This is a genomic window from Mycobacterium sp., from assembly GCF_044370595.1.
GTDB lineage: Bacteria > Actinomycetota > Actinomycetes > Mycobacteriales > Mycobacteriaceae > Mycobacterium.
In genome coordinates this window covers 1-12,347 of the sequence record NZ_JBILVF010000099.1, presented here as the reverse complement: position 1 = coordinate 12,347, position 12,347 = coordinate 1, and the positions used below count along the sequence as shown (strand labels likewise).

Genomic DNA, 12,347 nt, shown 5'->3' with positions numbered 1-12,347 from the left:
CGCATCCGCACCGCCCCGCGGGGTTGGGGCATGGGCGTGCGATGTTCCCGAAAGGTGCCGTACAGGCCGAGGTGAACATGCACGATCGGGCCACCGTCGTAGTGGTGGAACAGGTGCTTGCCCCAGGCGGAAGCGCGGAGGAACGTCAGCCCGTCGAGCCGTTCCGCGTCGACGAACCGGCCCTGAGGGCTGGACACCTGCACCGCAGATCCTGCGTAGCGCCGCTGATGCAGCCGGGCCAGCCGGTGCAGGGTGTGCCCCTCCGGCACGGCAGCTACTCCGGGGTGCCCGGCACCGGTGGCGCGATGTGGGTGCGCTCGTACTCCGCCAGGATGTCGATGCGCCGCTGATGCCGTTCGGCCTTTGACCACGGTGTGGAAAGGAAGGCATCGACGATGGCGAGCATCTCGGCTTCGGTGTGCATGCGGCCGCCGATGCCGATCACCTGGGCGTTGTTGTGTTCGCGAGCGAGTTTGGCGGTCTCGACGCTCCACGCCAGCGCGCACCGCACGCCGGGCACCTTGTTGGCGGCGATCTGCTCGCCGTTGCCCGACCCGCCGAGCACGATGCCCAGGCTGCCCGGATCGGCTACGGTGCGCTGCGCGGCGGCGATGCAAAACGCCGGGTAGTCGTCCTCGGCGTCGTACTCGAACGCCCCGCAGTCGATCGGCTCGTGACCGGCCTTGCGGAGGTGCTCGATGATGGCTTTCTTGAATTCGAAACCGGCGTGATCCCCGCCGAGGTAGACGCGCATGGCGGTCACCTTAGTCATACGTCGGCCGCTCGGTGCGGGTGCGCTTGAGTTCCCAGAAATGCGGGCAGGACGCCAGCGTGACCGATGCGTCCCACAGTTGGCCGGCTTCCTCGCCGCGCGGAATCCGGGACAGCACCGGGCCGAAGAAGGCAACACCGTTGATATGGATGGTCGGGGTCCCGACGTCGCCGCCGACCGCGTCCATTCCCTCGTGGTGGCTCTTGCGCAGAGCATCGTCGTAGGAGCCGTCGGTGGCGGTGGCCGCCAACTCGGCCGGAAGTCCGGCCTCGGCCAGCGATTCGACGATCACCTGCTCGAGGTTCTTGTTGTCCTTGTTGTGGATTCGCGTGCCCATCGCGGTGTAGAGCGATGCCAGCACGTCGGCGCCGTGGGCCTGTTCGGCGGCGACCGCCACCCGCACCGGCCCCCAGGCTTTGGTCATCAGCTCCTGATACTGCTCGGGCAGGTCCCTGCCCTCATTGAGCACCGCCAGGCTCATGACGCGGAACCGGACCTCGACATCGCGGACCTTCTCCACCTCCAGGATCCACCGGGAGGTGATCCAGGCCCACGGGCACAGCGGATCGAACCAGAAATCGGCGCGCGACTTGCTCCCCAACTCAGACATGGCCTAAGGATAGGTTGGTTCCCGTGCTTCCCAATCTGACCCACAATGAGGCCATCGAACGCGCGGCGCTGGTGACCGTGAACCGCTACCACATCGAGCTTGACCTGACCGGCGGCGAGAAGACGTTCCGGTCGGTGACCACCGTGCAGTTCGAGGCGCTGCCCGGCGCCGACACCTACATCGACCTGGCGGCCGACCGGGTGCACCGTGCGGTGCTCAACGGCCACGATATCGACGTGTCCGGTTACGACGAGTCGACCGGGATTGCGCTGATCGGCCTGGCCCACGACAACGTTCTGGTCGTGGAGGCCGACTGCCACTACTCCAACACCGGTGAGGGACTTCACCGGTTCGTCGACCCGGTCGACGGTGAGGTGTATCTGTACTCGCAGTTCGAGACCGCCGACGCCAAGCGGATGTTCGCCTGCTTCGACCAGCCCGATCTCAAGGCGGTCTTCGACATGACCGTCACCGCACCGGAGCACTGGCAGGTGATCTCCAACGGGGCGACCGTCGATGTCCGCCGCGACGGCGGAAAGGCCGTGCACACCTTCGCCACCACGCAGAAGATGAGCACCTATCTGGTGGCGTTGGTGGCCGGACCGTACGCGGTGTGGCGCGACGTCTACCGCGACGAACACGGCGAAATCCCACTGGGTATCTTCTGTCGCGCTTCACTGGCCGAGCACATGGACGCCGAGCGGTTGTTCACCGAAACCAGACAGGGCTTCGACTTCTACCACCGCAACTTCGGTGTGCCCTACGCCTTCGGCAAGTACGACCAGCTTTTCGTCCCGGAGTTCAACGCCGGCGCCATGGAGAACGCCGGCGCGGTGACGTTCCTGGAGGACTACGTTTTCCGCAGCAAGGTGACCCGCGCGTCCTATGAGCGGCGCGCCGAGACGGTACTGCACGAGATGGCGCACATGTGGTTCGGCGATCTGGTGACCATGCGGTGGTGGGATGACCTGTGGCTCAACGAGTCCTTCGCCACCTTCGCCTCGGTGCTCTGCCAGGCCGAGGCCACCGAGTACACCCAGGCGTGGACCACATTCGCCAATGTGGAGAAGTCCTGGGCCTACCGTCAGGACCAGTTGCCGTCGACCCATCCGGTGGCCGCCGACATCCCGGATCTGCACGCCGTCGAGGTCAACTTCGACGGCATCACCTACGCCAAAGGCGCCAGTGTGCTCAAGCAGTTGGTGGCCTACGTCGGCCTGGAGCACTTCCTGGCCGGTCTGCGTGACTACTTCGCCGCACACGCGTTCGACAACGCCACCTTCGACGACCTGCTCGGGGCGCTGGAGAAGGCCTCCGGCCGTGACCTGTCCGACTGGGGCCGGCAATGGCTGAAAACGACCGGGCTGAACACCGTGCGTCCGGATTTCGAGGTCGACGGAGCAGGGCGGTTCACCCGGTTCGTCATCCACCAGGGTGGCGCCGCTCCCGGCGCCGGGGAGACCCGGGTGCACAGACTGGCCATTGGGATTTACGACGATGAAGGAGAAGCCGGCACCGGCCGGCTGGTCCGGGTGCATCGCGAAGAACTCGACATATCCGGTGAGTCCACCGAAGTCCCTGCGCTGCAAGGCGTCTCACGAGGTGCCCTGATACTGGTGAACGACGATGACCTCACCTACTGCTCGATGCGGCTGGACCCGGATTCGCTGCGAGTGGCGACCACCCGCATTGCCGACATCGCCGACCCGCTCCCCCGCACCCTGGTGTGGTCGGCGGCCTGGGAGATGACCCGCGACGCCGAGTTGCGGGCCCGGAACTTCGTGGCGCTGGTGGCCGGCGGGGTGCAGGCCGAGACCGAGGTCGGGGTGGCCCAGCGGCTGCTGCTGCAGGCCCAGACCGCGCTCAACTCCTACGCCGAACCGGGCTGGGCGGCGGCCGAGGGGTGGCCGGCCTTCGCCGACCGGCTGCTGGAATTGGCGCGCGCCGCCGAGCCCTGTTCGGACCACCAGCTGGCGTTCGTCAACGCACTCTGCTCATCGGCACTCTCCGAGCGCCACCTGACGGTGCTGGCCGACCTGCTCGAGCGCGACGCCGCTGACAGTGGCCTGCCGGGGCTGCAGGTGGACACCGATCTGCGGTGGCGGATCGTCACCGCCCTGGCGGCCGGCGGGCGGATCGACGCAGACGGCCCGCAGTCACCGTTCATCGAGGCCGAAGTGACCCGCGACCCGACCGCGGCCGGACGCCGCCATGCGGCTGCGGCGTCGGCGGCCCGCCCACAGGCCGAGGTCAAGCACCGGGCCTGGCGGGAAGTCATCGAGGACGACACCCTGCCGAACATCACCGCGCGGGCGATCATCACCGGATTCGTCCATCCCGGACAAGGACCGGACACGCAGGCAAAGATGCTGGCGCCGTACACCAAGCAGTATTTCGACACCATCGGCGCGGTATGGGAGCGCCGCTCCAGTGAAGTCGCCCAAACCGTGGTCGTCGGCCTGTACCCATCCTGGGATGTCAGCACCGAAGGCGTGGCGGCTGCCGACTGGTTCCTCGGCGGTCTGCACGTCCCGCCGCCGCTGCGGCGACTGGTGCTCGAGGGTCGCGCCGGGGTGGAACGAGCGCTGAAGGCCCGAGCCTTCGACGCCCGCTAGGACCGCGCTAGGAGTTGGGCCGCGAGATCGCCGCGGACATCACCCGCACCGCGCTGATCAACCCGTCGATCAGGTTGCCCTCGCGAAACGCCGACGCCGCCGCCGACACGCCCAGCGGCGCGGCCGACTCGATACCCCGACCCCGAAGATCGGCGCCGTAGGCCACCTCGATGGCACGCTGATCCGGCGAAACGGCAAGCAGCACCCCGTTACTCGGAGTGGGGACGTCGGCCAGGATTTGGCGGGCACGGGTGGAAGTCTCGGCACCCAGGTCACCGATGTAGACCGCGAAGCGGGCCTTGGACTGCCGGCTGGCCTGGGTCAGCGCATCATCGAGGACGACCAGGTCCAGCGACCGGAACGGGTATTGATGGGGAAGCCTGTCCGGTTCGGTGGCAATGGAAAGCCGACCGCTGGACGTGACCGCCCAGCCGAGCGGCAGTGCTGCGGTGTCCAGGCTGGATTGCGGCCTGACGACGGCATGGCTACCACCGGCCACTTGCGCCTCCTCCTACGAAGTGGTCGGCACCGTGATGATCGACACCATGGTGACCTGTCGGCAGCGGCTCCTCGGTCGCCGTCCACAGGATTGGCTCATGGGTCCACGGCTGCGGCAGTCGGTAGGGGTCGGGCCGATTACCGGCCTTCCGGTAGATCAACGCGATCAACACGACCACGACGAGCACCGGCAGTCCAAACAGCAGTGCGTGATTCACGGACAAGACCGTATCGCAATCGGTACCGGCGATCGGGAGGGGGCGCTCAGGCCGCACCCTCGCCCAGATACCGCACCCACGCGGGATCGAGTTCCTTGACCGTGCACAGCAGCCGCCAGTGCTGACCCTTGGGGGAGGTCGGCACCAGCCGCAATGTCCAGCCCAGTTCGGCGAGCAGTTTGTCGGCCTTGCGGTGGTTGCACCCCGAGCAGGCGGCCACACAGTTCTCCCAGGTGTGTTCGCCGCCGCGGCTGCGCGGAACAACATGGTCGACGGTGTCGGCCTTGGCACCGCAGTAGGCGCACCGGAACCGGTCCCGGTGCATCAGCGCGGCCCTGGTCAGCGGGATCCGGGCGCGGTAGGGAACCCGAACGAAGCTGCGCAGGCGGATCACCGACGGCACGGTGATCAGCCTGGTCGCCGAATGGATGATCGGCCCGTCGGGGTCGTCGTGCACCACGTCGGCCTTGCCGCACAGCAACATGACGACGGCCCGCCGGATGGGCAGCGCGGTCAGGGGCTCATAGGTGGAGTTCAGCAGCAGCACCCGCCGGCGGCCCCACACCGACGCCTCCGGAGGAGATTCGACGCTGTGCAGGGCAGTGCGCGCACCAGCCCGAGCGGGCATGCTCCGTTTGCGCTGCACCATGCAACCTCCGCAGACCAGTGCACCACGGATCGGCGCCGACCGCACGCGTATTCCTCTGGTGTTCAATGGGGGCGTGGCGCAGACCTTCTACGATGCGATCGGCGGCGCCGAGACGTTCCGCACGATCGTGGCCCGTTTCTACGAACTCGTCCGGGAGGACGAGATACTGCGTCCGCTGTATCCGGAGGACGATTTCGAAGCCGCCGAGGACCGGTTGCGGATGTTCCTGGAGCAGTACTGGGGCGGGCCGCGGACGTACTCCGAACAGCGCGGTCACCCGCGACTGCGGATGCGCCACGCACCTTTCCGGATCGGGTTTCTCGAGCGGGACGCCTGGCTGCGATGCATGCACACCGCGGTCGGCTCGATCGACCGGCAGACCCTCGATGATGAGCATCGCCGTGAACTGCTGGCCTACCTGGAGATGGCCGCCGACTCGATGGTGAACGCGCCGTTCTGACCGGCTAGCCGAGCTTTCCCTCCAGTTGCATCTGACGCAGCGTCTTGCGGTCGGGCTTGCCGACGTTGGTGACCGGCAGAGATTCCAGGAATGCGACCTCGGTGGGCACTTTGTATCCGGAGAGGTTCTCCTTGCAGAAGGCGCGGACCTCCTCGACGCTCAATTCCTGACCCGGCTTCAGCACAAGGGTGAGCTTCAGGCTCTCGCCGCGCTTCTCGTCGGGAATCCCGAATGAGCAGGCCTGCAGCACCTTCGGGTGGGTGTACATCAGTTCGTCGATCTCGCGGGGGTACACGTTGAACCCGCTGGAGAGAATCATGTCCTTCTTGCGGTCGACGATGAAGATGTGGCCGTCCTCGTCGAGAACGGCGATATCGCCGGTCGACAGCCAGCCGTCGATGAAGGTCTTGGCGGTCTCCTCCGGATTGTTCCAGTACTCCCGCATGACCGAAGGCCCCTTGCAGAGCAGCTCGCCTGGTTCGCCGAGCGGCATCTCCTTCGTCGGGTCATCCAGATCGACGATGCGGACGTCGTTGTCGGGGAACGGAATACCGACACCACCCGGCTTGCGCACCGTGTGCAGCGGGTTCGCGGTGACGATGTTGGAGGTCTCCGACATGCCGTAGCCCTCGGTGATCACCGCACCGGAGAGCTCCTCGAAGGTTTTCATCGCCTCCACCGGCAGCGGTGCGGACCCCGACACCACGGCCCGCACCGACCCGATCTTGGAGGTCGTGATGTCGGGGTGCTGGTTGAGCCCGATGATCATCGTCGGCACCGCGGGGAAGAGGTTCGGCTCGTGCTGATTGATCGCGGCCAGAATGTTGTCGGTGCTGGGCTGCGGCACCATGATGATCGTCCCGCCGAAGACGTGGTTGACGTTGACGTTCATGTTGAAGCCGTAGATGTGATAGATCGGCACCGCCGCCAGGCAGCGCAGGTGGTCGGTCTTCTCGAACACCGGCGTCATCCAATAGCTCTCCTGGTAGGCGATCGAAGCCAGGTTCTCGTTGGTCAGCACGCAACCCTTGGACAGGCCGGTGGTGCCGCCGGTGTACTGCAGCATCAGGATGTCGTGGGGCCCGACGTCCACCGACGGCTCGGTGTCGGCGCCCGCGCCGACGACCTCGTTGAAATCGAGCACGCCGGGGGCGGACTCCACCTCGACGTTGCCCGACGGGACCTGGAAGGTGATGACGTTGCGCAGTGCCGTATCGCCGGTCTTGAGCACCTCGATCGGCCCCTTGCTGAAGGCTGCCATCACGATGACCGTCTCGGCCCCGCTGTCCCTGATGTAGTGGTGTACCTCCGGCGTCGGAGCCAGTGGGTTCACCTGCACGACGATGGCGCCGATCTTGGCGCAGGCCTGGTAGGCGATGACGTACTGGGGGACGTTGGGCGACATCAGCGCCACGCGGTCGCCCTTCTTCACCCCCAGCGAAGTCAGTGCGTTGGCCGCCTTGCGGGCCATCATGTTGACCAGGCCGTAGGGCAGTGTGGTGTCGTTGATGATCAGGTAGTCACGCTCGGGATACTTCTCGGCACAGCTGTTGAACATCTGCTTGATTGACAGCGGCGGGTAGATGATCGAGTAGGGCACACCCTTGTCGTAGAGCTTGAACCAGGGCTTGCTTTTGTCGACCACGGCTGCCTCCAACGCTGTCTGCGCACCCTCCGTGCGCGATGGAAGTTCAGTGTCGCACCCGCAATTGACGCCTGACAGAGAAAACTTGAATCTCAGCCGAGAAGCAGCAGTGGATCGCCGCGGCGCCGAAACACCGAGCCGAACCTGGCGTCGATGCGCAGCCAGGCCGGCGTGGCACGCACCCGCACCACATCACCGGCGGCCTCGGAGATGAATCCCATAGCGGCCAGGGCCATCACGCAGCGCATCGGCACAGCGACAACCTCCATGCCGGAGTCGACCTGCAGCACCTCCTGGTCCAGCAGTGACGGCGGCGGGCCCTGCGGGCCGCTGTGCTCGCGCGCCAGATCGGCGCCGCTTCGGGCCAACTCGGTCAGCACCGTCGCCGGGACGTCGTCGAGATGGACGAACCCGACCTCCGGCGGGATCGCTCCCCGCCAGGCTGAATCCATCGGGTATCCGGGATCGACGTATCCGGACCCGCCGGCGGCCCGAAGCCCGACAGCGAAGCGATCCGCCGCACAGGTGATGTCGTCGGGGCGGACGGTGCCGACCACCACCCGCGCGGCCAGCACGCCGAATCCGGTTGACACCCAGGCGCCCAGCAGTCCGTCGCTACGGGTGCGCAACCTGATCACGGCCGATTCGTCAAGTCGCAGGGCGCGTTCGGCGAAGACGAGTAGATCGCCTCGCTGCGCCGGGTCGGGGATCCAGGCGCCGCGGTCAGGGTTCATCGCAGCCAGCGCTGCAGGTACTCCCGATGCTGCGGCGAGAGCCGAACCAGTCGCTGCTCCTCGATGTGCACCGCCGCCAGTTGCGTCTCGGCGATCACCGCCGGTCTGGAGTCGGGGGACGCCTGGACCGATCGCACCTCGTATCCGATGGTGAAGTCGACCGCCCGCAGACGCTTGGTCCACATCGTCACCTGAAGTGGTGAATCAGCAAGGCGCAGTTGGCCTTTGTAGAGAACCTGCACCTCATGGATCAGCAGCCCAATGGTTTTGACGTCCTCGGCGAAGGGTTCGCGCAGGAAATCGACACGGGCCTCCTCCAGAATCGTCACCATGGTGGCATGGTTGATGTGCTGGTACATGTCGATATCCGACCAGCGCACCCGAACCCCGGTGGTGAAGCCGTTGCGCACCTGCTCAGGCACTGGTCCCTGCCCCACTCGTCCTGGTCATGCTGCGGATCTGTCGGGCCGCCACCGAAAGGGTTGCGAGGTCGCGCGCATCGGTCTGGTAGATCTCGGCGAGGGTGCGTCGCGCCCGGCTCACCCGGGAACCGTTGCTCTGCTCCCATTCGGCGATTTTCTCCTCGCCGGTTTCGCCAGGCTCGCCGATCGCCAGCACATCGAAACACAACGCCCGCAGTGAGCCGTAGATGTCGTCGCGGATGGCCAACCGCGCCAGTGCGTGCCAGCGGTCGTCGCGCGGCAGTCCGGAGACCGCGGTGAGCAGGCCGTCGGTGCCCAGGTAGTCCATCAGAGCGAAGTAGGTGTCGGCCACCTCGTCGGGGTCGCGATCGATGATGTCGGAGATGTCGATGACGTCGAGCAGGCTGTACTGATACAGCCCGGATGCCACCATGTAGGCCAGATCCTCACCAGCACCGGCAGCCGCGAACTCCGCCGATTCCTTGGCGACAATGGCCCGGTCGTCACCGCGCAGCCACCCGGGCATCCCGGGTGCCAGTGCGGCGACCTTGGCCGCGAAGCGGTGGATCTCGGCGCCCACCGCCAGTGGTTGCGGTCGGTAATTCACTAGCCACCGGGCAGAACGGTCGAGGAGTCGACGCAGGTCCAAGGTCATCCGGTCGGTGACAGCCACCCCAACCCCGTCCGCGCCGGCGGCGCGGATCCGTCGCCAGGTCCGTTCGATCCCGAAGATCGCCTCAGTGGCCACGAACGCGCGGACCGCGTCGACGTAGTCCACCCCGGCATCCTCGGTCACCCGGTAGGCGTAGGTGATCCCGCCGGTATCCACGACGTTGTTGACCAACATCGTGGTGACGATCTCGCGGCGCAGTTGGTGGCCGCGGATGTCGGCAGCGAACCCCTCCCGCAGCGGGGTCGGGAAGTACCCGGGCAGCCGGGCGATGAAGGCCTCCTGATCGGGCAGGTCGCTGGCCAGCACCTGTTCCTTGAGGGCCAGTTTCACGTGCGCCATCAGGGTTGCCAGTTCCGGTGAGGTCAAGCCGGCCCCGATGTCCTGGCGGCGGCGGATCTCTTTGCTTGTCGGCAGCGCCTCGAGCTCCCGGTTGAGACCGCGACGCTCTTCAAGTTCGCGGATCTGGCGGGCGTGCACGTTCAGCAGCGCCGGCGCGTTGGCCCGGCTGGTCCCCATCAGGTCGTTCTGGTCACTGTTGTCGGTGAGGACGAGCCGGCCCACCTCATCGGTCATCGACGCCAAGAGTTCGGTCCGCCGGCCGGGCGCGACCCGCCCTGCGCTGACCAGTGAATCGACCAGGATCTTGATGTTGACCTCGTGATCGGAGCAGTCCACCCCGGCCGAGTTGTCCAGTGCGTCGGTGTTGATGCGGCCGCTGCACAAGTCGAATTCGACCCGGCCCAGCGACGTCACCCCCAGGTTGCCACCCTCCCCGACCACCTTGGCGCGCAACTGGTTTGCGTTGACCCGAACGGTGTCGTTGGCGCGGTCGCCGACATCGGCATCGGATTCGGCTTCGGCCTTGATGTAGGTGCCGATGCCGCCGTTGAACAGCAGGTCCACCGGGGCGCGCAGGATGGCGCGGATGAGATCCGGCGGCGGCAGCTCGGTGACGGTGTCCTCGATACCCAGTACGCGATGCATCTGCGGGCTGATCGGTATCGCCTTCTGACCTCTGCCGAAGACTCCCCCACCGGGGCTGATCAGTCCCGGGTCGTAATCCTCCCAACTGGAGCGCGGCAGGTCGAACAGGCGTTGGCGCTCCACGAACGAGCGGGCGGCATCCGGGTCCGGGTCGATGAAGATGTGGCGATGGTCGAAGGCGGCCACCAGGCGGATGTGCTGGGACAGCAGCATGCCGTTGCCGAACACGTCGCCGCTCATATCGCCGATGCCGACGACGGTGAAATCCTCGCTCTGAGTGTCCACCCCCATCTCCCGGAAGTGCCGCTTGACCGACTCCCAGGCACCCTTGGCGGTGATGCCCATGGCTTTGTGGTCGTAGCCCACCGAGCCGCCGGAGGCGAACGCGTCACCGAGCCAGAAGCCGTAGGAATTCGCTACGTCGTTGGCGATGTCGGAGAACGTGGCGGTGCCCTTGTCGGCCGCGACCACCAGGTAGGCGTCGTCGCCGTCGCGGCGGACCACCCGATCCGGAGCCACGACGCGACCACTGGCCCGGTCGATGTTGTCGGTGACGTCGAGCAGACCGGAGACGAACAGTCGGTAGCAGGCCACCCCCTCGTCGCGGAATGCCTCCCGATCGGCCGGTGGCCGTTTGACGACGAAGCCGCCCTTGGCTCCGACCGGCACGATCACCGCGTTCTTGACCGCCTGTGCCTTGACCAGACCCAAGATTTCAGTACGGAAGTCCTCGCGGCGATCAGACCAGCGCAGCCCGCCACGCGCGACCGGCCCGAACCGCAGATGCACACCCTCGACACGCGGCGAGTAGACGAAGATCTCGAATTTGGGCCTCGGCAGGGGGAGTTCGCTGATGATCTCGGCATTGAGCTTGACCGACAACACATCTGCGGCCCGGGCCGACTCCGGCGCGGTCACGAAAAAATTGGTGCGCAGGGTGGCCTGGATCAGGGAGGCGAAGGCGCGTAGCACCCGGTCGGTGTCCAGGCTGGTCAGTGCGTCGATGTCGGTGGCGACGGCCCGCGCGGCGGCTTTGGCGTCTCGCCCGCTGTCGTCGGGGTCGAACATCGCCTCGAACAGCGCGACCAGGGACCGAGCCGTCGACGTGTGCTCACCCAGCACCGATTCGATATGCGCCTGGCTGTAGGCGAACCCCGCCTGACGCAGGTATCTGGCGTAGGCGCGCAGCAGCATGACCTGCTGCCAGTTCAGGCCCGCGCGCAGGACCAGTTCGTTGAATCGGTCGATCTCGGCGCGGCCGTACCAGATGGCGGTGAGCGCCTCGGTGAAACGCTCGGCGGCGGCGTCCCAGTCCTGCTGGCCGCCCGACTGCGAAATCGACGCTTCCGGGCGGACCTTGAACTGGTAGATCCACACCGTCAGACCGTCAGGCCGAATCACCGTGAACGGCCGCTCCTCAAGGACTTCGACGCCCATGCTCTGCAGCATCGGCAGCAGCCGGCTCAGCGACGCCGAACTGCCGCCGAGATACCAGGTGAGGTACGCCTCGGGTGCAACCTCCCCAGGCTCCAGTTGTAGCCGCACCGCACCGGGTTCGACACTCTCGATGATGCCGATGTCGGTGATCGCCTCGTCGGGGGTGACGGCCTGCTTGAACTCCTCCGGCAGGGCGTCGGCATAGTGCTCGGCAACGGGGCCGGGCAGGGCGCCGGCAGGCACCGATCCGAACAGCCGATCCGACCAGGTGCGGGTGGCGGCGGTCAGGAGGTCCTCGATGCGGGTTCGGTTGGCTTCGGAGATGTCGATCTGGGCGGGCGTGGCGTCTGCAGGCAGCAGGACTGTGAAATGCGCCAGCGCCCAGGGCGATTCGCTGACCCGTGCCGCGTAATCGATGCTGGCGCCGCCGAACTCGCGCACCAGGATGTCCTGCATAGCCAGCCGGACACCGGTGGTGTAGCGGTCACGGGGTAGGTAGACCAGACAGGACACGAAATGCCCGAGCCGGTCGGTGCGCAGGAACAGCAGAGTCCGCCGACGAGAGCCCAGATCGATGACAGCACCGGCCGTGGCGAGCAGTTGCTCGGCGGTCATCGTGAACAGTTCTGA

Annotated in this window: 12 protein-coding genes; 2 read left to right on the top strand and 10 right to left on the bottom strand. The window is 66.6% G+C overall.

Features of this window, described 5'->3' with window-relative positions; genetic code table 11:
• The 3 genes from ADBZ5N_RS12910 to ADBZ5N_RS12900 all read right to left on the bottom strand — a co-directional run.
• A partial coding sequence (locus ADBZ5N_RS12910) for a DNA-formamidopyrimidine glycosylase family protein (protein WP_526257896.1) occupies window positions 1-269 on the bottom strand: 269 nt, incomplete at its 3' end.
• Window positions 270-274: 5 nt separating this feature from the next.
• Window positions 275-754 (bottom strand): ribose-5-phosphate isomerase, encoded by a 480-nt coding sequence (locus tag ADBZ5N_RS12905; protein WP_526257900.1) that lies wholly within the window; start codon window positions 752-754, stop codon window positions 275-277.
• Window positions 755-764: 10 nt separating this feature from the next.
• A complete protein-coding gene (locus ADBZ5N_RS12900; protein WP_526257894.1) occupies window positions 765-1,382 on the bottom strand; it encodes a mycothiol-dependent nitroreductase Rv2466c family protein in 618 nt (205 codons plus the stop codon).
• A 23-nt stretch (window positions 1,383-1,405) separates the two neighbouring features.
• On the opposite strand from ADBZ5N_RS12900, the gene pepN reads away from it, so the two are divergent.
• A complete protein-coding gene (gene pepN, locus ADBZ5N_RS12895) occupies window positions 1,406-3,997 on the top strand; it encodes an aminopeptidase N (RefSeq protein WP_526257892.1) in 2,592 nt (863 codons plus the stop codon).
• A gap of 7 nt (window positions 3,998-4,004) precedes the next feature.
• Here the strand turns inward: pepN and ADBZ5N_RS12890 are convergent, their stop codons facing one another.
• From ADBZ5N_RS12890 to ADBZ5N_RS12880, 3 genes are read right to left on the bottom strand one after another with little or no spacing between them, the layout of a single operon-like run.
• On the bottom strand, window positions 4,005-4,496 hold the full coding sequence (locus ADBZ5N_RS12890; RefSeq protein WP_526257890.1) for a DUF5130 family protein: 492 nt from the start codon (window positions 4,494-4,496) through the stop codon (window positions 4,005-4,007).
• The gene (gene ctaJ / locus ADBZ5N_RS12885) at window positions 4,483-4,713 is read right to left on the bottom strand and encodes an aa3-type cytochrome oxidase subunit CtaJ (RefSeq protein ID WP_526257888.1); all 231 of its coding nucleotides are present in this window, start codon (window positions 4,711-4,713) and stop codon (window positions 4,483-4,485) included. Before ctaJ ends, ADBZ5N_RS12890 begins: the two co-directional genes overlap by 14 nt.
• A gap of 46 nt (window positions 4,714-4,759) precedes the next feature.
• Window positions 4,760-5,341, bottom strand: coding sequence for an HNH endonuclease signature motif containing protein (locus ADBZ5N_RS12880; protein ID WP_526257886.1), 582 nt, complete (start codon window positions 5,339-5,341; stop codon window positions 4,760-4,762).
• A gap of 94 nt (window positions 5,342-5,435) precedes the next feature.
• Here ADBZ5N_RS12880 and ADBZ5N_RS12875 point away from each other — a divergent pair, with 94 nt between their 5' ends.
• Complete coding sequence (locus ADBZ5N_RS12875; protein ID WP_526257884.1) at window positions 5,436-5,822, top strand: globin; 387 nt, start codon at window positions 5,436-5,438, stop codon at window positions 5,820-5,822.
• 4 nt (window positions 5,823-5,826) lie between these two features.
• Here ADBZ5N_RS12875 and ADBZ5N_RS12870 read toward each other — a convergent pair whose 3' ends face one another.
• From ADBZ5N_RS12870 to ADBZ5N_RS12855, 4 genes are all read right to left on the bottom strand, one after another.
• Complete coding sequence (locus ADBZ5N_RS12870) at window positions 5,827-7,467, bottom strand: long-chain-fatty-acid--CoA ligase (protein ID WP_526257882.1); 1,641 nt, start codon at window positions 7,465-7,467, stop codon at window positions 5,827-5,829.
• A 92-nt stretch (window positions 7,468-7,559) separates the two neighbouring features.
• On the bottom strand, window positions 7,560-8,201 hold the full coding sequence (locus ADBZ5N_RS12865; protein WP_526257880.1) for a DUF8185 domain-containing protein: 642 nt from the start codon (window positions 8,199-8,201) through the stop codon (window positions 7,560-7,562).
• Window positions 8,198-8,611 (bottom strand): acyl-CoA thioesterase, encoded by a 414-nt coding sequence (locus ADBZ5N_RS12860; protein ID WP_526257898.1) that lies wholly within the window; start codon window positions 8,609-8,611, stop codon window positions 8,198-8,200. The genes ADBZ5N_RS12865 and ADBZ5N_RS12860 overlap by 4 nt, the downstream gene beginning before the upstream one ends.
• 4 nt (window positions 8,612-8,615) lie before the next feature.
• Window positions 8,616-12,347, bottom strand: a 3,732-nt coding sequence (locus tag ADBZ5N_RS12855; RefSeq protein ID WP_526257878.1) for an NAD-glutamate dehydrogenase, incomplete at its 5' end; no start/stop codon positions are given.